The 20,690-nt window shown below is 36.9% G+C and carries 13 protein-coding genes and 2 pseudogenes; 5 read left to right on the forward strand and 10 right to left on the reverse strand.

All coding sequences use genetic code 11. The annotated features are described in order from the left end of the window. Positions 1 to 121 precede the first annotated feature (121 nt). The 3 genes and pseudogenes from LNN34_RS18315 to LNN34_RS18325 form a co-directional block, all read right to left on the reverse strand. Positions 122 to 1,459: a glycosyltransferase family 2 protein gene (locus LNN34_RS18315; RefSeq protein ID WP_069486839.1), complete on the reverse strand. Its 1,338-nt coding sequence runs from the start codon at positions 1,457 to 1,459 to the stop codon at positions 122 to 124. A gap of 398 nt (positions 1,460 to 1,857) precedes the next feature. After that, complete coding sequence (locus LNN34_RS22030; protein WP_320109128.1) at positions 1,858 to 1,992, reverse strand: CDP-glycerol glycerophosphotransferase family protein; 135 nt, start codon at positions 1,990 to 1,992, stop codon at positions 1,858 to 1,860. A gap of 432 nt (positions 1,993 to 2,424) precedes the next feature. Beyond that, positions 2,425 to 2,782: pseudogene (locus tag LNN34_RS18325) on the reverse strand (adenylyltransferase/cytidyltransferase family protein). A 519-nt stretch (positions 2,783 to 3,301) separates the two neighbouring features. Between LNN34_RS18325 and LNN34_RS18330 the strand changes: the two are divergent. Next, positions 3,302 to 3,853 (forward strand): annotated as a pseudogene (locus LNN34_RS18330) (sugar phosphate nucleotidyltransferase); the annotation flags it as partial. 40 nt (positions 3,854 to 3,893) lie between these two features. Here LNN34_RS18330 and tagH read toward each other — a convergent pair. The 5 genes from tagH to tagD all read right to left on the reverse strand — a co-directional run bounded on the left by tagH (position 3,894) and on the right by tagD (position 11,317). Then, complete coding sequence (tagH, locus tag LNN34_RS18335) at positions 3,894 to 5,477, reverse strand: teichoic acids export ABC transporter ATP-binding subunit TagH (protein WP_059335062.1); 1,584 nt, start codon at positions 5,475 to 5,477, stop codon at positions 3,894 to 3,896. A 19-nt stretch (positions 5,478 to 5,496) separates the two neighbouring features. After that, entirely contained in the window at positions 5,497 to 6,324 is an 828-nt protein-coding gene (gene tagG / locus LNN34_RS18340; RefSeq protein ID WP_044159528.1) for a teichoic acids export ABC transporter permease subunit TagG, read from the reverse strand. Positions 6,325 to 6,490: 166 nt separating this feature from the next. Beyond that, positions 6,491 to 8,659, reverse strand: a complete 2,169-nt coding sequence (locus LNN34_RS18345) for a CDP-glycerol glycerophosphotransferase family protein (RefSeq protein ID WP_229044100.1) — start codon at positions 8,657 to 8,659, stop codon at positions 6,491 to 6,493. Positions 8,660 to 8,749: 90 nt separating this feature from the next. Next, on the reverse strand, positions 8,750 to 10,771 hold the full coding sequence (locus LNN34_RS18350; protein WP_229044102.1) for an alpha-glucosyltransferase N-terminal domain-containing protein: 2,022 nt from the start codon (positions 10,769 to 10,771) through the stop codon (positions 8,750 to 8,752). Between the two features lie 156 nt (positions 10,772 to 10,927). Continuing rightward, positions 10,928 to 11,317, reverse strand: coding sequence for a glycerol-3-phosphate cytidylyltransferase (tagD, locus tag LNN34_RS18355; protein ID WP_010332101.1), 390 nt, complete (start codon positions 11,315 to 11,317; stop codon positions 10,928 to 10,930). Positions 11,318 to 11,735: 418 nt separating this feature from the next. Between tagD and LNN34_RS18360 the strand changes: the two genes are divergently transcribed. The 3 genes from LNN34_RS18360 (at position 11,736) to LNN34_RS18370 (ending at position 15,133) form a co-directional block, all read left to right on the forward strand. Beyond that, positions 11,736 to 12,506, forward strand: a complete 771-nt coding sequence (locus LNN34_RS18360; RefSeq protein WP_044159538.1) for a WecB/TagA/CpsF family glycosyltransferase — start codon at positions 11,736 to 11,738, stop codon at positions 12,504 to 12,506. 32 nt (positions 12,507 to 12,538) lie between these two features. Then, positions 12,539 to 13,681, forward strand: a complete 1,143-nt coding sequence (locus LNN34_RS18365) for a CDP-glycerol glycerophosphotransferase family protein (RefSeq protein WP_099043479.1) — start codon at positions 12,539 to 12,541, stop codon at positions 13,679 to 13,681. Between the two features lie 129 nt (positions 13,682 to 13,810). Then, positions 13,811 to 15,133: a teichoic acid biosynthesis protein gene (locus LNN34_RS18370; protein ID WP_099043478.1), complete on the forward strand. Its 1,323-nt coding sequence runs from the start codon at positions 13,811 to 13,813 to the stop codon at positions 15,131 to 15,133. Positions 15,134 to 15,242: 109 nt separating this feature from the next. On the opposite strand, the gene LNN34_RS18375 is transcribed toward LNN34_RS18370, so the two are convergent. Both LNN34_RS18375 and manA read right to left on the reverse strand, forming a co-directional pair. Next, positions 15,243 to 17,885 (reverse strand): glucosaminidase domain-containing protein, encoded by a 2,643-nt coding sequence (locus tag LNN34_RS18375; protein ID WP_229044104.1) that lies wholly within the window; start codon positions 17,883 to 17,885, stop codon positions 15,243 to 15,245. 130 nt (positions 17,886 to 18,015) lie between these two features. Continuing rightward, positions 18,016 to 18,966, reverse strand: a complete 951-nt coding sequence (manA, locus tag LNN34_RS18380) for a mannose-6-phosphate isomerase, class I (RefSeq protein ID WP_229044106.1) — start codon at positions 18,964 to 18,966, stop codon at positions 18,016 to 18,018. 267 nt (positions 18,967 to 19,233) lie between these two features. On the opposite strand from manA, the gene LNN34_RS18385 reads away from it, so the two are divergent. After that, positions 19,234 to 20,685 carry a spore germination protein gene (locus LNN34_RS18385; RefSeq protein ID WP_229044109.1) on the forward strand — a complete coding sequence of 484 codons (1,452 nt, stop codon included), beginning with the start codon at positions 19,234 to 19,236 and terminating at the stop codon, positions 20,683 to 20,685. The last annotated feature ends 5 nt before the right edge of the window (positions 20,686 to 20,690 follow it).

Raw genomic sequence — 20,690 nt, forward strand, 5'->3', positions numbered from 1 at the left:
CTCCTAACAAAATGTTTATATGAATAAGAATTCGGGTAATTAAATGTAAAAAACAAAGATAGTGCTGAATTTTTGAAAAAACATGATTAATTTATTAAAATTTACGAAAAGCATTCCTTACCTATTTTTTAAAAATCCTTGTAAATAAACTTTTAAAAATGTTTACATGGTTAAGTTCTAAAGCATCATTTGGTGTTTTTAGGACAAAATCAAATGCAAAGGCCCAAATTGGTATCTCAACAACAAAGCCAGCATGTCTAAAATCTCTTAATTTATATCCCCATACTTCAATTGTTTTTTTAAGTTCTTCTCTTTTGCATTTTTTTAATCTATTAAAATATTTTATATATACTCTGTCATTTTCTTTCATCTCATAATACTGGTTAATAAAGTGCCCTGTTAATTCAAGTCTAAGCCCTTTTATTTTTGTCGAAGTAACAGTACATGAACTTTGTAATACTCTTTCTTTTTTTATATTTTCAAGAGGTTCTATATTTGCTTCTAATAAGTGAAACATAAATTCTTTATAGTACATTGGCATATCTTGTTCTTTTATAAATTGCGGATCAATAAATTTTAAAATTTTAATAAAGTCATCAACAAAAACTTTTTGTTCTTGTTGATCTAAAACGGATTTATAAATATCTCTATAGTTGGGATATAAAAACAGTTTCATATGATATACAATTAAAAATTGCAAATAAGGCAGAACTATATCATATTTTTTTATTGAATCCATCAACAAAGTCATGTAACACTCATTCAACAAATATGTGTACCTTTTTTTGTTAAACCATGAACGATCAACTAATGAGTTCTGTTCTTTTCGTTTTCTATAAAAATACTTTCCTTCTGCGACTGCTCCGTATCTTTTTTCTTTCAGCAATAACTTGTTAAAAAAGATAGCGTCTTCCCAAAACTTTATAGATTCATCAAACAGGGCGGTACTATTTAGTATATGTCTTCTGTAAAAAGTGCCGCCAATATAAAAATGAATAGCCTTATAATCGTTGAGAATATTTATAACCCTTGTTCCTTTTTCAAATCTATTATTTAATTTATGTTCGCCTTCTTTTTCACCTGTGTAATAAACAGGTAATACCGCAACATTTACATCTTCGGAATCACAAAAAAAATTATAAACACTTTGCAGCGCATTTTGAGAGAACGCATCGTCTGAATCAAGAAAACCAATGATCTTAGATTTTTCACTCACATTTGATAACCCACAATTTCTTGCAGTAGAAGGTCCGGAATTTTCAATTCTCAAGATTTTAATATTATTAGGGTATAGATTTTTAAAGAATTCACAAATTTGAGGACTGCTGTCAACGCTGCCATCATCTATTAATATCAGTTCTATATTTTCTTTAAATCCAATTGACTGGTTAATGACACTCTCTATTGAGTCCCTTAAATAATACTCAGAATTATATATTGGTATTATGATAGAAAACATGTTAGTACCTCTTTATTTAGAAGTTAAAGGATCGTTTCAATTACTCTTTTAGAAGCCTTGCCACCTTCTAAATTACGAAATTCATTATAAAAATTCTCATTGTTATGACCTATATAAGAATTAAGTAACAACTCTTTTACTGTTTTTATAAGTTCTTCACTTGTTTAAACCAAGTTTCCTGGCGCTGTTGAAAAATTAAAGTAACAACCTCTGATGGAGTCTCAATAGCCGGAAGATCATATATTTTTTAGATTCATATAATCAAAAAAGATAGAAGAATAATCCGTAAATCAAGAGAGATCTTTAACAAAATCTTTATATTTTCCTAAATTAAATTGTTTTGAAATAATGCATTTTTAGAAGAATAATCATAGAGTCCCAAGTTTCCTCTTCATTTCCTATAAATCAAATTGAAATTTAAATTTATACTGGCCAACTTTCTTAAATTCATTCTCCCTCCAAGTTGGTGCATATAAAATAATTTTTTTATATGCACCAATCCTAACTCTTGTTTTATCTTTTTGATTAATGATGCTTTATTTACAGAATAAATAATGTCATGTCGCGGATAACCAGTTTTCAAAATTTGTTTTTTGAATTAAAATGCCCTTTTAAAAATCTCAGTGGAGTATGATTTGGGGAAATTAAATAATTCCATTTGCTGGCTTCCTGCACAAAATTCTGTTTATACTTTTCAGTTGTGGTTCCGTCTTAAATTGCTCGGGGATTGTAGCTAAACTGTTTTCCAAGAATAGCTTTCAAATAAAATTAATTTATTGTTTCTCTCGGCAGAAGAGCAAATATCTTAAACAGAACTGAATAAGTCCTAACTATTAAACTTCTGCATTTGGTTATAATAAAAGATTTCGTCATTAACTCCTTAAAGAGTGAAGATTTATATTTGCGCAAACAAGAAAAAAAGAAGCAACTGAATTTATTTTTCAAGCCTCTTTTAATTAGTGCATCTATAAACTAGCCATGTCTTTTTTGCTTTGGATAGTTGAGATGCCTTCTGTTTTTAAAAACAAATTTCCCTTTCCATTCATCACCGATGACGAATGTATCTATATTGTACTTTTTAATATCAGATATTTTTTGTTCCCAGTTTTTTTCGGGAATGACTTCATTAACAAAATCGATTGTTTCCAAAATGAATTTCCCATGTTCATAAGAATAGTATAATTTTTTTTGTTTTTGCAGATCGAATTCAATCTGTAAACAATCCTACGATTAAGAAATCACCCTGATTTTTCCCTCTTCCCAGCAACTTCATATGTCCGTAGTGAAATAAATCAAATATTCGTACGTTATCACTTCCTTCATTAGATAACATCACCTTCCAACCGTTTTCAGCTGAGAGTACCAGAAAAAAACCAAAAACCTAACAGATTTTTTATCATTTTGACATATTTCTTACGAACCATTAATAATGAACAATAATAGCATAAGTTCCTATAAAAGTTAAGGCTCTTTAAAAATGTCAATCATCAGCATTTTTTGGTATCTACGTTATGTATAAATTTTCCAGGCCTAATGTCTCATTCATACTCATTATAACAAGTTTTCTTTTTGGGAATAATCGATTCTTTTGTCGCATTTTTGAGTAAAACGATTCTCTTTCTGCTGCATCGTTTATTTTGTAAGCCCTCCTCATATTAATTCATCGTCAAAACGTGAAGGAATTGTAATGTGAATGTTAAAAGTCCCAAAAAATTTTTGTGAGTAAAATGTCTTCAGGCAAAGAGACTTTAATCAAACTATACGAATGAGACGTGTTTTTTATAGACATCTAGATGAAAAGGAGGGTTGATACAATACAAAAGGAAACCCATTCATCAATTAGATAAAGGAAAAACCGAACTTCTTGAAAAAGTGAAAAATGCTTCTAATCTGGCTGACAGTCACTAATATCCGCCTGAAGGAGACTAAAGGACTCGGACGCACTGTCTGGTGCTCGTGCAACTTTATCCGATATGAGCCGTTTGCTTGCTTGGAAACGATATTGTTCAGGTAGAAACACTAGGATTGCGATAATTAATGGGTGAAAACAAGTGAAGGCCGCCGTTACCAGGTGATAAACTTCGTTGAGAAACCGCCAAAAGGCACAGCACCTTCTAACCTTGCCATCTTAGGCCGTTACGTATTCACACCTGAGATCATCATGTACTTAGAGGAGCAGCAGGTTGGCGCAGGTGGAGAAATTCAGCTGACAGACGCCATCCAAAAGCTGAATGATATTGAGTGTTTGCTTACGATTTTGAAGGCAAACGCTATGATGTTGGTGAAAAGCTTGGTTTTATCACAACAACTCTTGAATTTGCGATGCAAGATAAAAAACTCCGCGGACAGCTCGTTCCATTCATGGAAAACTTATTAAACAAAGAAGAAATCTAAACATAAAAGGCTATTGGACATCCATCCAATAGCCTTTTTATTATTTCGACATCAAGGTCAGCGTATGCTCTTCATTATCAACTGCAAAGATCTGATTTGCTGTATTCACAAGAAAACGATTCTTGCTGCTGTCATACAATACATCTCCATCACTTAATGATAATGACGCTGGAGTAACGGGAGAAATGTTGTGAAAGATAAGCTGTGAAGCTTTATTATCTTCCAATACATAGCTGATCTTTTCATAATCAAAATCCAAAGTCTTTCTGCCGTCAGCTGTTTCTCCTTCTGTAAAGCCGTTCAGTTTCGATTGAATACCGTCACTGCTGTCTCCGAGGAACTTTAGGAAGTATTCATAGGAAGCTGCTGCGTTTTGCTGGACATGGGGTGTAAAAGCAGAAGCCGGCAATTCCGCCTTCTTCACATCAGTCGCAACAGCATTCTGTTTTACAAAATAAGAATGTCCGTGAAACTTAACCTTTGCTGCTTGTTTGCCTTTTGCGCTTACCGTCACTGCAGTACCAAAAGGCAGTGTAACACCGGCCTTCTTTTTCAGATCTAGGTCTTTATAGACTGTCACTTCTTCATCAGCTATAAAGCCTTTTTTATTCATTGCAGTTAGGCTTTCCTCCATCTTACCCTTTGCATCGCTATGATGATTCTTGACTTCATTCTGCGGAATTGCGCCAAACGAGGCAATCGTTCGAAGCGGGGCATCAAAGAACATCGTGCCCGCAACAAAAACTAACAAGATAGATAAAATCGCAATTTGTACTGCGTTGGCCAGTGATTTTGGCTTTTTCTTCTTTTTGCGGAAACGGGCAAAAGCTTCAGGATCTTCTTTCTTGCGCTCTTCCGTCTGCTCTTTTTTATATGTTTCTTTTTCTTTTTTCGAGAGCTTATTAAACCAGTCAATAAATGCTTTGTACTCTTTCACAACGGTTTTTGTATCATCAAACATCCGAAGTTCGCCGTAATGCATCCAAGCAACACGGTCACACATTTTCTCAATCTGGCCGATGGAATGGCTGACAAAGAAAATGGTTTTGCCTTGTTTTTTAAACTCATTAATTCTGTCTACACATTTCTGATAAAACGTTTGGTCTCCTACGGAGAGCGCTTCATCAATAATTAAAATATCCGGATCAATATGAACGGAAATCGCGAAACCGAGACGCGATTTCATCCCGCTGGAATAGTTTTTAACCGGCTGATTAATAAAATCGCCAATCTCCGCAAATTCAACGATACTGTCATACATGTCATCAATTTCTTTGTTTGTTAGACCCATCATCAAACACTTGAGCCGGACGTTGTCCCGGCCCGTTAATTGATTATTTAAACCGGCCGCAATCGCAATCAGCGACGGCTGGCCGTTCATTTCAATTTCACCGCTGGTCGGCGGAATAATTTTAGCCAGCAGGTTAGACATGGTCGATTTCCCCGACCCGTTTATCCCTACAAAGCCGATTGTTTCTCCCTCATACACGTCAAAGGAGACATTCCGCACAGCAAAAAAACCATTATCCTTAGCCGGAAAAAACAATCCTTTAATCTTGTCCGATTGTTTTTTATACAAATGATACTGCTTTGAAACATTTCGAAACGAAACTTTTAGTTTCATCGTACAATCTCCTTACGTATTAAAGAAAGTCAACAAACTTGTCTCTGAATTTCATGTGCAGGATAGAACCTACTGTTAATAAAAGAAAAGTGAACAGCCAGAAATACAGCGTGTATTTTATGTCTTGGAAGAACCATTGGCCGTCTAAGAAGCTGTTCCGGAAACCCTCAATAATATAGAAAAGCGGATTCAGCTTCAAAACAGGTAATAATTCGGGATGATTCTGACCGAGTTTCGAATTAATATCCCAAAAAATTGGTAACAAGAAAAACAAAAGCCTTGTTACAGCTTGAAGTAAAAACTGATAATCCCTTACCAGCACGCTGATTGTTGAATTAAACAAACTAAAAGAAAACATAAAGGCAATCAAGCAAATAAAGTAGTAAATATATTGTAACCAATGCAAACTTGGATATATTCCGTTAACTAACAGTACAATGATAAAAACCACCATCATAATAAAATAGCTAAATAAGTTGGAAGCAATGGCGACTGAAGGCAGAGAACTAATCGGAAAATTCATTTTAGCTACCATCTTAATCCGCTTAAATACACTATTTGAGCCATCTAGTATAGTTGGACTGATGAAAAACCAGGGAATTAATCCTGCCAGCATCCAAACAATGAAAGGCACTTCACCGGCTGCGGTCGCAACAGGCCCCCCTTTTCTAATTCCCATGCCAAATACAAACCAGTAGGCAAGCATTTGGATAAGCGGGTTTAAAAACTGCCAAAGAACACCCAAGTAATTCATTTGATATTTAGATTTCGTTTCATAAGCCGCCAATCTTAAAATTAAAGGAAATGACGTTATTTGCTCTCTCAGTATTCGCAATAAATCATTCATTTTTTATCTTCCTTAGACTTAGTTGATTTTTGGAAATCTTTCTGTTTAAGAAATTGAAAGCACCGCTGATAATTGTAACAGATCCTGCATTTTTTTTCACTTCTCAATAAGTGTCAAAAAGCTGCCGAGACTTCGACAGCTTTCAGATCTTAAAAAATACCAGTATTTACTCTGCTCTAAATACAGTATTTACTACTTTTTCAGATGAACGTCCTGATTCTAAGTAACAGAACTTATCATAGAAAGGTCCGAATGAAATTGGTAATTCGTAATCAGGTGATGCAATTTCCTTAATAGCCTCAATGGTTTCTTCAGTTGTTTTCACTAATGGACCCGGTGCATCCTTTTCAAAATCAAAGTAGAAACCTCTCAGCTTATCACGATAAGTTTCAATATCAGGTACAAAGAAAAGCATTGGCCGTTTTAAATTTGCATAATCAAAGAATACAGAAGAATAATCAGTAATTAGCAAATCAGAAATCATATACAATTCACGAATATCCTCATAAGCAGAAAAATCAAACGCAAAACCTTCATAAGGCCCCAAATCAAAATTCTCAGCTACAAGATAATGCATTCTTAAAATAACGATATATTCATTTCCTAGTTCTTGTCTTAGCTGATTCAAATCTAAATCAAGGTCAAATTTATAGCGTCCTTTTGCATAGAATTGATCATCTCTCCATGTAGGGGCATATAAAATTACTTTTTTATCACTTGGAATGTCCAATCTGCTTTTAATCGCAGATATTGTTTCTTCATTATTATCATTATGAAGGAAATCATTTCTTGGATAACCAGACTCAATCATCGTTTTGTTAAACTGAAATGCCCGGGCAAAAATTTCAGATGAATATGCATTAGGGGAAACTAAATAGTCCCAATTAGAAGCTTCCCTTATAAAATTCCTCTTATATTTCTTTGTATTTGTTCCAGGCATATGCACTTCTTCCATATCCATTGCCAATCTTTTCAACGGCGTTCCATGCCATGTTTGTACATATGTCGTGTGTTCAGGTTTTGGAATCCATAATGGAAGCCTGCTGTTAACAATCCAGTACTCCGCCCTCGCCATAGCAAAAAGCCATTTTATCGAAAGTCGGTTGATATAAGGAATTTTCTTTTCATCAAATGGAGCTGAATATTGTTTGTTTACACTCCAGTACATTTTGTACTCAGGATGGTTTTCCCGCATATATTCATAAATTGCTCTCGGACTACAACTGTATTGTTTTCCGTTAAAACTTTCAAAAATAATTGTTTTTCGTTTAACGGGCATCTTGCTGGCCATCATAAATAGTGATTTGTAAGTTTTAGTGATGAACCTGTTTCTCAACTTTGTTAGTTTTTTGATTTTTGATACAAACCGTTTCTTTTTGCCTTTAACAAAGTACTTAATCCTTGTGTTCATGCTATAGTCGTTGACTCTGATGCATACAGTTTGTTTCTTTTTCTTCTTGAAAATCTCATAACGAATCGGCCCGTTTTCCGATTTCACAACGCTCACTAAACCTTTTAGTTTATTTTTCCGGTCCCCTAAAACCAAAGCAGTGCTGTTAAACACAATTTCCGTTTTTTCTTCATCAGTACATACATACTCCATAAATAAACGGTAAACAAAACGTTTTTCGATGGAGAAAGAAATTTCTTTTAAAGGAACTTTCACTTCAAAATGATATAATTGCGGCATAAAACCGTCTTCTCTGATTTGGTCAATCCCTTGCATTTTTCTTTCAAGCTGCAATGGAAACTTTTCCTCAACCGGCGTTTCTCCGCCCTTTTTCATGATAAGATTCATGTCTTTTATTTGATATTGATTTTCAGAACTCAGATAACCCGCATAACCCTTTAGGGTAATTTCTTCAGAATTAATCCCTATGTCGTCAAACCTTACAATTTTGGCTTCCCTTTTTACCTTTACTGAAAAATTGCCTTTATCAGTTTTATATGGTAAAACCAAAAGTTCGGTTGTTTGATCAATATGAAATGCAAGCTCAACCGCATCTACTTCAGCAGAAAGACGCTTTTCTTGCGGCTGTTGCGGTTCTGTATCTTCGTTTTTTTCGCCAAATACTACATAAAAGTCATACGTTTGGCCCATTTCAAGCGGCATAGGCAAAAGATGAACATCAATATCTGCTTTGTACTCCAATAAATCAGTATTTTGAAGCATAAATTCAGCTTCTGTACCTGAACGTCTCTCTTTTAACTTTAAAAATAATTCTTGATTCTCTAAAAGTTGTTGTTCAGTATCAATAACAATCGACAATTCCAGTTTACCTAATCTGTTTTTCAAGCTTTTCAAAATACATTTAATCACAGTATTTTCACTCATTACTATTGTCTGCTCCTCTGTATAAAAGCTCTTACCTTACTGCTTCCTTATATAAGGTTCACAATAACAGCACTGCATCCTTTAAGGGTATTAACCTTCTTTCAGCTCCGTTAATTTCCAAGAGAAATTACCTTTTACTGTTGTATAGGGTTCTATGCAATAACCAAGATCCGTCATCACATGATTCCTGTCAAACTTTATTTCTTCACTCGAAACCCTGCGCATGATTTTTATATGATTAGTTCCAATAAAACGAATATAAAAATCAATGACCTGAGTTTTGTTAGCTGCTATTTTTTCAATATTAATATCTTTTTTCAGGTCAATTCTAAAATGACTGTCATTTAGTAAGGGAATATTAATAATCTCAGCCTTGTTCTTTCTGTCCAAGCCCACTAAGCTTATTTGTTTAACTAAGTCTTCCTGAGTGTGAGGGTCAAGTTCAAGTTCAACCTTATCCTGATCCTTAGTATATGAACTGATTGGCAGCTCTTTTTTCCCTATCTTTTTAAAGAGCATTGCTTTTTCTTCACGAACGTCAATCATTCGGTTCAATGCATAACCCCAATTTCCAATATAGTTGGATCTTGAATATTTCTCAGCCATTTTAAAAGCTTGTTCTGAGAATTCCTGATGAGTTTTTTCATCTCTCATTAAAGCGATGATGCCCTCAGCCAGTTTTTCTATATTATACTGCTCAATGACATATCCATTGACACCGTCAGTTACAAGACTCCTTGCTCCATAATCATAATCATACGTTACAACAGGACACCCATTGCTTAGCGCCTCCATATTTGAGAGACCGAATCCTTCAAAGTGGGAGGTTGATATCGTAAGCCACGCTTTCTGAAACTCCAAGTCCGGATTATTTGTATAACCTTTCAAAAAGACGTTATTCTGAAGTTTATGCTCTTCAATCTCTTTTTTTATTTTTTCAAAATCTTCACCAGATCCGAATATATCTAGTTTAGCTTCGGGAATTTCTTTCACTACTAAGCTAAAAGCTTTTACTGCATGTGTTAGATTCTTCATTGATGCGAGTCTTGAAATAATGACAGCTTTGTATTTTTCACTCGGCACATTCAATACATTAGGATTAAGCGGCTTATCAATTGTATGCGGAGTAAAGAAAAACGTCTCTTGATCTCCTGAGATTAATCTGAAATCGTCTATTTGCTCTTCAGTTATAAAAAAGATGGCATCCAGATTATACATTTGACTGAATACCTCTTTGTAACGGCCTTTAATTTGGTATTTATGATTGCCGTAATGTTTATTATGAATGATAGCTCCATAATAAGCAGAAGGTGATTTCTTCATTTTGAAAACATGCTTATCCTGAGGCCGGCTATCAACTAGGAACAGCTTCGGTACATCGTTTTCATTTTGTAAATAATCTATCCAAAATTGACGCAGTTCCGATTCGTCTTTAACTTTTTTCTCGCCCTCTAAAGAATACCAAGTGAAATGTGAGAATTGAATATCCTTCTCTTCACTGTTCCATACATAGTGCTTGTCTAAATAAACTTGATTTTTATTATTGACATATTCCTGCAAAAACATCTTATTTAATTGCTCATCATAATGAGTAACAAGTGCTAGACCGCCGTTTTTTGTATATTCTTCTCGCTTTATAAGCTGACTTTTGTCATTCCAATAATCAACATAACGGATTGTCTTACCGTCAGCATAATAAGTTACAGAAATTTCACTGTTTCTTTTGCCAAATAGCCTCGATACAGTTTTGGCGAATTTCCCCATACCTACTTGTTTTTTTATCTGTTCCAGCCCTAATTTTTCCTCATATGATCTTTTCCCATTTGTTTTCACACTTAAGAAATCATCATACAGATTTATAACGCTAGTATATTTTTCATCGATCTTACCGTTTTTATACAAATCCTGCTTTTTAGAAGCCAATTCAAGATCAAAGCGAAACGTTAAAAAAAATGTTTTTCTGTTACATTCTTCTCCAAATAATTTTGAGCGCAATAACAGTGACTTTGTCAGACCTCCGTAATTACTCGGCAGGCCGCCAGAAATAAAATAATAATTCATGTCAGGTATTTTTTGTTTTATATTAAATTCACTCACCGCATGTAAAGACATTTCTTACTCCCTTCGGCTCCTAGAATGTATGCTCATTGAAATTGATATCTTCCCGGATACATTTGTATAAAAATCAATGTAAGCATCAAAAAGTACTTCTTATTTCAATAAGAAGTACTTTTTTAGATATTAAGCCAATGATATCAGGACCCCAAATTATATACCAGCAATTTCCTCTTTAATCTTTGTTGTAGAGATGCCTTCAGTTCGAGGAAGGTAGATAACCTCACACTGATCTTTAAGGAAGTCGAATTTACCTTCCCAGTCATCCCCCATAACAAAAACATCTATATTATGATCAATAATATCCTGCTTTTTTTGTTCCCAGCTTTTTTCAGGAATCACTTCATCAACATACCGAATAGTTTCTAAAATTAATTTACGGTGCTCGTAGCTATGATAAGCCTTTTTTTGCTTTTGTAAGTTAAATTCATCCGTTGAAATAGCAACAACTAAATAATCACCAAGTTGCTTTGCACGTTCAAGCAATTTAATATGACCCCAATGCAATAAATCAAAAGTTCCGTAAGTGATGACTTTCTTCATTTAGAGAAACTCTCCTTCCTAATGTTAAAAAAACAATATTAAAAACACTACCGTCGTTAGCGATTGAATTCTAAATACCCTGGGCAACTATTTTGTTTACATTCCTTATATCGACATATTTCTCGTATGTCTTCACTGATCACTAATTATAGCATACAGCCCACAAAAGGTTAAGTGCTCATGCAGAGAAAAACAATCCAAAATATGTAAACAAACTAAAACTCCCTTGGTAGCAAGGATTATCGTTCATTTGTTCATCCAATTGTAAAAATGGAAACATATTTAAATTTAATGTAAAGATAATGTTAAGCCATTGTTCGGGTTTTATGTTAAAATATACGGTAGGTTATTTTGTTTTTTTATCTCTTGGGATTTTAGCTATATAAGTAGATTTTATTAAGGGAAGGAGGATCCGGACATGCAAACTGAAACTATTCATCATATTTCTTATGTAAACAGCGACCTCACATCCTTCATGAACCACCTTGAACAACATTATATTGATCAGGAAATCGGGGCATTTATTTCTACGGTAAATCCCGAAATAGGATATGCGGCTATTAAAGATAGAGATTACTTTAATGTATTGTCCTCTTCAAACTTTATTTTGCCTGATGGCATTGGAGTAGTCATGATGTCCCGATTGACTAACAGCAGACTTCACTCCCGAATCGCAGGATTCGACGTGTTTAAAGAGTTGCTCGGCATTGCTAACAAAAAGAAAAAACGTATATTTCTATACGGTGCGAAGAAAAATGTTATAGAGAATGTCGTATCCAAAATTTCTTCTGAATATCCAAATATACAAATCACGGGCTATTCAGATGGATATGTCCAAGACAGAGCCAAAGTAGCAAAACAAATTGCAAATGCAAAGCCAGATATGGTATTCGTAGCATTAGGATACCCTCATCAGGAAAATTTCATTCATAACTACAGACATTTATTCCCTCAGGCTGTTTCAATAGGACTCGGCGGAAGCTTTGATGTGTTTAGCGGCAATGTCAAACGGGCTCCTTCCTGGATGATTCGTTTAAATTTGGAATGGCTTTATCGTTTAGTGACAAATCCATGGCGCTGGAAAAGAATGCTCAGCATTCCAAAATACGCTTTAGCTGTTTTAAAGGAAGAAAAAACCGGAAAGACTTTTTATCCGAAACCTGAAAAAGATCATACAAAACAGTTATAAACGAAAATATATAAACAAGTGGATTGATAAAAATGAAAATAAGATCATTATTGGCGAATTGCTATCTGTATTTGTTATCAGCAATCGCCTTTTTTCTGCAATGGGTTAAACCAAGGAATAATGTAACACTGCTTATCTCGTTTGAAGCAAACGCAAAAGCGATTTTGGAGGAATATGAACGAAAACAGTACCCATTCACTTTAAACATTTTATATACACAGCAGGCATCCTCTATAGCCGAGAGATTTTCTCAGATCCAAACATATTCTTTAAAAGAAAAAAGTCCTTTTCATCTTTTTAGAGCCGTTTATCTCATGTTTAGCAGTAAAGTCGTTCTTACAGATAATTACTTCTTGTTAACAAGCGTGCTAAATAAACGGCCTCAAACCAAGTGTATCCAAGTCTGGCACGCAAACGGCTCTTTAAAAAAATTTGGTTTAGAGGATATAACAAACCTGCAACGAACACAAACTGATTTGAAAAGGTTCAAAAAGGTATACAGGTCTTTTGATTATATAACCGTTGGCTCTGAAGAAATGGCAGATATCTTTAAGAAATCTTTTGGAGTAAAGGATCATCAATTATTAAGAACAGGTGTGCCTTTAACTGATCCATATTACACTGATAGCAAAAAGAAGAATGCTGATTTTCAAAAAAACAAAAAGAAAATCATTCTCTACGCACCGACTTTTAGAGATTATGATATGAACGCAATACAATTGCCTTTAACCGAAGAGCAACTCATTCATCAGTTAAACGGAGAATATGTTTTATACGTTAAACTGCATCCCGCAGTCCAAATCAATATAGCCTTTACCTCTTCTAGTCATTATATTAAAAATGTTTCAGATTACTCTTTGTATGATTTGCTCATAACGGCAGACATATTAATCACTGACTACTCTTCCGTTCCATTTGAATATTCTATTTTAAATAAGCCGATTCTTTTCTACACATATGATTTTAAGAAATATAATGAAGAACGTGGGTTGATTGATAATTATCTTTCAGTCATACCGGGAAGAGCCTGTTATGACAGTCAGTCATTGCTGAATGAAATCCTCAGAGCTTCCTTTAATATTCCCGCAATTAAAGATTTTTCAGCAAAGTGGAATATGTATTCTAGAGGAAACTCCAGTAAGAACCTATTACAATTTATAAAAGATCAAATATAATACATTTGTTTAACACTTGTTCAAAAACAGAACAAGTGTTCTTTTTTCTCTTGACTACCGAACATGTGTTTGCTTTAATATAAATAGTTGCTTCTGGTGGCAGCAAAAATTGATAGAGGTGATGAACATATGGCCCAAAAAGAACTGTTTAATTTCACAAAAATAACTCCTAAATTATTTACTGAACTTCGTGTTGCTGACAAAACGGTCCTTCAATCATTTAATTTCGACGAAAAAAATCATCAAATTTATACGACACAAGTGGCAACCGGGATGGGAGGCGGAAGCCCTCAAAGCTTTCGGATAACCCGTCTTTCTTTTGAGGGATTGCAATTAGACAGCATGCTATTGAAACATGGAGGACACGGTACAAATATCGGGATTGAAAACCGAAACGGCACCATTTATATCTGGTCACTATACGATAGACCGAATGAAACAGATAATAGTGATTTAGTTTGCTTTCCATATAAAGCTGGTGCTACTTTAGACGAAAATTCCAAGGAACTTCAGCGCTTCTCTAATCTCCCTTTAAATCATAGGGTTACACCTGCACTTGATATGAAAAATAGACAGCTGGCACTCAGACAATATGATACAGTCAATAAGAAACAATGGGTTACAGTCTTTAACCTGGACGATGCAATAGCAAATAAAAATAACCCTCTATATACGATAAACATTCCTGAAGAACTTCATTACTTACAAGGGTTCTTTTTAGATGACGGATATTTATATTGGTATACAGGAGATACTAACAGCAAAACGTTTCCCAACCTCATTACTGTGTTCGATACTTCCGGTAAGATTTTGTTACAGAAAGAAATTACTGTTGGCAGTGACCTTTCTTATCGATATGAAAATAATTTCCGTGAACCTGAAGGGATTTGCATGTACACTAATCCCGAAACTGGAGCAAAATCTCTGATGGTAGGAATCACCAGCGGTAAGGAAGGCAGTAGAATAAGCAGAATTTATGCGTACCACTCTTATGAAAATTTTATGAATCACGTACCTATCATTCGGACTCCTTTATTAAAAACGGTCGGTCATCAAGAAAAATCACCAGAGAGATTCCAACCTTTTATTCAAACATTCATATTAGAATATAATGCCCAAAATAAAAAATGGGTGGTTCCAGCTTCAGGTTATTTACCATCATACACATCAAATGTAGTCCAAAATATTACTATCAATACAGAGGGAAACCTCCAAGTTAATTTAAATGAACGCTATATCAGTTTACTCCATCAAGCAATAGAGGGAGATTTTCGTTTAAAACAGAAGGATATCCGCATGGGGTCTTGGTATTTTGCCGGCGGTGAAAAATCAAATGTTCTTGAGATAGGTTTTATCAAAGGAAACACAAAAATTAGACCTGATGATGCTGCCATTCCAAATGGTTCAAGAATGAGCGTATTTATGATTGTTGCTGACAAGATTGAAGTATGAAATTAAAAATAGGCTGAAGCATACATACAGAGCTTCAGCCTATTTTAGAAAAAATAAAAAGATAACAAATAGAGATTGCATACCAATTCATAAGTTTTTCAGTTGCTATTTATCGATACTCCGGAACATCATAATACAATGTGTACCCATCCAGTAATGAATACAGGCTATACATGCGGTTTACTTGTTTGTACGCCCAGCCGATATCTGTTGCGTATTGGTGTGCAGCTGTGGCTGACCATCTCATCTTGTATAGCGTGTCTTGATTGTAGGCTGTGTTATGAATGTAGGATGAGCCTATGAACTTGGCGCCCCCGATAATGGCGGCTTCTGGTGTGAACCAGCCTTGCTCGTATGCGTATTTGGCGCCGTAGTAGTTCGGGTTGCTATCGTATGCGCCGATTCCGTACATGTTATAAACGGTTCTTCCGTTATAGGTTAAACCATTGGCCAAATCGGATGTTCCGTTGCCTGTTTCAAGGAGAGCGTGTGAGATTAAATATAGCTCGTTGATGCTGTACTTAGTTGCGGCATCGATAAATGCCTTTGCTTTCCCTGTCAGTATGCCTTTGCCCGCAAGCACTTTCTGATTGACTTCGGCAACGCTGAGGCCGGCTGTCTGTGACAGCTTAAGAAATTGGAAGTAGTATTTGCTGTCCTTGGAAAAGTTGTTCGGGTCAACGTATTGTCCTACTTCATCGCTGCTAGCGTTTCTCCACCCCATATTGATTTTAGCCCACCCGTTTGTCTGGCCGATGATTTTCACTTTATCGCCTTTTTTTAATTGGCCGATGACGTTCGTCGGACTGACTGCCGGCGTTGACCGGATGTTGAGTACATCAGCTGTAACCGTTGAGGTTGCTGTATTGATATACGTGAGTGATACGTAAGCTGCACCGTCGGTTTGCGGGCTGACTTTCATTTGTTTTTGAACCATATCACGAAGCGAGAGATTATAATTCGTTTTCATGATTTGCGGACCGTTCTTTATTTTTACAGTGGATGATGTCCATCCATATAATTGTTTCAGCTTCGCTGATGCCGCTGAAGCTGCGCTATTGCCTGTGAATTGCTCGTTAAGGCTAATTTTATAAAGCGTGTTGCTTTTGGTCGTGTAGTTCGCGCTTAACTGTAGAGCTTTAAAATAGTTCAGTCCATTGTTCAATGCTGTTTTGCTGCTGAGCTGAGATGTCAGGATTTTGTATTGTGTATATGCTGTCGCGCCTGTTTTCACAGCTGTGCCAGAGGCGTTATTTTTTTTGAAAAAAGCAAGTACACGATCGATGTCCTCTTGGCTAATGATCGCCTCAGTGGTGATTTGATATTTACTTCCTGCTGTCTGACCCGTTTTTTTGCTTGCGGCTGAAATCTGATTCGATTTAAAGAACGTGATGGCTTCATTGACTTTAGCCGCTTCCAGCAGAGATTCAGTTGTAATTTTAAACGTGTTTGCAGTTTGTTTTTTTACTGTTTTTGCTGCAGCACTTAGCTTATTTTTCTTTAAAACGTTCAAACCTTTTGTAACTTTTGCTTGGTCTGTTGTTTCTTCAGAAATGAGCTGATATTGGTTTTCGGCTTTTTTTCCAGTCGCTTTTTTCGTTGCCTTTACTTTTTTCTGTGTGAAGAAGGCCGCAGCTTTGTTGGCCTGCTGCTCACCTAAAATCTGTGCAGTCGTAATTTGATAGGCAGATGACGTTGCCGTTTTTTTCACGGCAGATGACGTGTAATGCCATTTTTTCTTTTTGAAGAATGCGTCGACCTTTTGAAGCTGCTGTTTTGTCAAATTCTTCATGTTTACCGTATATGATGTGCTTTTGCCGACCTTTTGATAATATCCGGACACCCCAGTGTTTTTCTTGATTTGGCTGATGGCATCCTTCACTGTATTCAGCCCATTGAAATAAGCCGATTGGACATTGTATACGTCTGCTGTTGTTTTTTGATTGATTGACTTGTAGCTTCCCGTAATTCCGGTACTTTGTTTCAGCTGCTGTAACAAAGTCTTGGCGTTTGCTTCACCTGATATAGAGGCTGTTGTAAACGTGTAATAGGCTTGGCCTTTCGCTGTTTCTTTTAATGATGCCTTCAGTCCTGATTCTTTTTGGAATGCGTTTTTGACTTGGGCAGCCTTGCTGTCTCCGATAATAGCGCCTGATTGAATGCTTGTTACAGACACTTCATGTGTAACGGGCTGGTACGTGCTTTTTATCCCCGTTTTCTTTGTCAGGCCTTGGATAAGCTCCTTGACCCTCGTCTCTTCTGCTATTTCCGAGGTAACCACGTTCATGTAAAACTGGGCTGTGCCGGACATCTTCACAGCGCCGGATACCCCTGTTTCCTGCTTAAGCTTGGCCAGCAGGGTGTTGGCCTGTTTTTCACTTGATATTGCGTCGGATGTGATGGTCATATACGGCTGTTTGCTGCCGACTGGACTGGTTGTGCCTGTAATGGCTGTCTGTTTTGTCAGTCCGCTCAGCACGGTTTTAGCTTGTGCTTCGCTATGTATGCCTGTAGCGGTAATTTGGTAGGTTGCTGTTGTGCCTGAAGCCTGATAGGAGGCATCCCAGCCTGTGTCTTTTTCCAATTTGGCGGCGGCCTGAGAGGCTTGGCTTTCTGTGCTGAATGTTTTTGCCGGCTCCACCTTATAAATCGAGTAGTCCGTATACGCTGCAGCCTGTGCAGAGCCGGTTATGGTAAAAAAGGCAAGGGACGCGGCGGACAGAAGCATCGGTGCGATTAATCTCTTTTTCATTCCTTCTCCTCTTTCTTATTCAATGAGTATATAAAACTAGTTTATTTATCGGCACGCGTATGCTCTATTTATAGGTCAATCCATTCCATTTTTGAAAAATAAAAAACTTAATCTCTAAGTGAGATTAAGTTTACATGTGTGACACAATCAATGTGCATGTGCCTTTAATTGTGAAGTCGGACATATTGTAAGGCAAAATAAAGTGATTACCCTTTTTAAGCGGGCATGTTTCTCTTCCATACGTAAGCGAACCGCTTCCTTCTATTACACTGCATATCAAGAAGCTCTCATCCTGCGAAAGCTCAGCCTCTCCATTAATGTCCCATTTATAGACGGAAAAGTATTCCCCTTGGACAAACGTTTTAATTGTTATTCCTTTTCTTGATTCGGTTGATTCGTCTATATATCCGTCCACATGGGGAACGGTCGCCGCGTTAATGGCTTTTGCAAAATGAAGCTCCCTTGGCTTGCCGCTTAGTTCGAGACGGTCATAGTCGCAGACCCGATATGTGGCATCTGAATTTTGCTGGGTCTCTAACACAAGCGTTCCTTTGCATAAAGCGTGTATCGTACCGCTCGGCACATAATAGAAATCACCCGGCTTAATCTTGATTCTTCGCAGCAGGCCTTCCCAGTCACCGCTGTTAATCATTGTGACAAGCTCAGTTTTTGAACGGGCCGTATGTCCGTAAATGATCTCTGCATTTTCTTTGCAGTCAATAATATACCAGCACTCCGTCTTGCCGAGTTCTCCCTGTTCGTTCTCTCCAGCGTAATAATCATCGGGATGGACTTTAATTGACGTATCTTCTTTTACGTCCAGCAGCTTCGTCAGTAACGGGAACCGGTCTCCCTCCACGCCTCCGAACAATTCCCGGTGCTCATCCCAAAGCTCGGTCAATGTCTTTCCTTTATACGGGCCATTCGCAACAGTGCTCGGTCCTTTTGGATGAGCGGAAATGGCCCAGCACTCCCCTGTTGTTTCTGATGGAATGTCATACCCGAAGACATCGCGTAAAGCGGTGCCGCCCCAGATTCTTTCTTTAAACACTGGCTTGAAAAAAATCGGTGATTGCGTCATGATCCGTACCCCTCCCCTTTAAATGGCTGATCATTATTTTCCCGATGCGTGCCCCTTACAAACGCCCCTATGTCTGTCTGCTTTTCAATGTCAACATATGTACAAAGCATTATGTATCAATGACCCCTTTTCGAGAAAACGCTTCCTTTTTATTATATCACTTTCAAAAGAAGGTTTGTTTCAGCCTTTTCCTTATGAAGAATAATTCTCCTTTTTTGATACAAATTAAGAAAAACCGTCAATATGTTTTTATAAAGGAGAGAAACTATGCAAATCGACTCTGATCTCCAGCACAATATAGAAACACTGAAAAAAAAATTGGGGCAAAACGACGATATCGTGTTTTATACGTTTTCTTTCGGAGACAGCAGACAGAAGGCTTGCCTGCTGTATATTGACGGTTTGACAGAAAATAAGCTTCTGGCGCAATACGTCATTTCTCCTTTACAAAAAGAATCATTAGCTCAAAAAGAAGGCTTGATTGAAGATTTATCCGCTTTCTTTTTCGGCTATCATCACAGCGTTGTTTCTACAATAAAAGAAATACAGCAGCTCATTTTTACCGGACATACCATTTTGCTGGCCGACGGTTACAGCGCGGGGCTGGCATTTGACACGAAAACGTTAATGACGCGCAACCTTGAAGAGCCTTCCTCAGAAATCGTGGAACGCGGGCCGAAGATTGGCTTTATTGAAAAACTGCGGACAAACACGGCACTTTTGCGAGAGCGGACGAGTGACCCTAATCTCGTCATAAAAGAAATGACAATAGGCAAAAGGACGAAAAAAAAGATAGCTGTCGCTTATATTCAGGATATTGCACCTGATTATGTCATAAAAGAAGTGTTTAAACGGCTGAAATCCATCACGACAGATGATTTGCCGGAATCAGGCACACTTGAACAGCTCATTGAAGATGAACCCTTTTCAATCTTTCCCACGATCTTAAGCACTGAACGGCCTGATCGTGTAGAAAGCTCATTGTTAGAAGGACGGGTCTCCATATTAGTAGATGGTACACCATTTGCATTGATTGTACCGGCAACGGTGGATGAATTTATTCATTCACCAGATGATTACAGCCAGCGCTGGATTACAATGTCTCTTATTCGTTTGCTTCGTTATTCAAGCATCCTGATTACCATTTATTTGCCCGGCTTATATATTTCTCTCGTTTCCTTCCACACCGGTCTTTTGCCGACGAGAATGGCCATTTCGATTGCGGGCAGCAGGCTGAATGTGCCCTTTCCGCCTTTTGTCGAAGCCTTTATTATGATATTTACGATAGAACTGATCAGGGAAGCCGGTTTAAGATTGCCAAAACCGATCGGGCAGACGATTGGGCTTATTGGAGGCGTTGTCATTGGACAGGCAGCCGTACAGGCGCAAATCGTCAGCGCACTGATGGTCATAGTTGTATCAATTACCGCATTGGCATCATTCACCGTTCCTTCATACGCCTTTAACTTTCCGCTGCGGATTATTCGCATCGCGGGTATGATAAGTGCCGCGATACTTGGCATGTATGGCGTCATCATGGTCTTTCTGTTTGTGATCGGCCACTTGATGCGACTGAAAAGCTTTGGCCAAGATTACATTATTCCCATAATGGCACAGCCCGGACAAGATTTAAAGGACACTGTGATTCGCATCCCTACCCTATTTTTAAAAAGGAGACCTACCCGTAAAGACACAAAAGATAAAATCAGACAAAGGTGATGGCT

It is taken from the genome of Bacillus sp. AF23 (assembly GCF_020861455.1).
GTDB lineage: Bacteria > Bacillota > Bacilli > Bacillales > Bacillaceae > Bacillus > Bacillus halotolerans.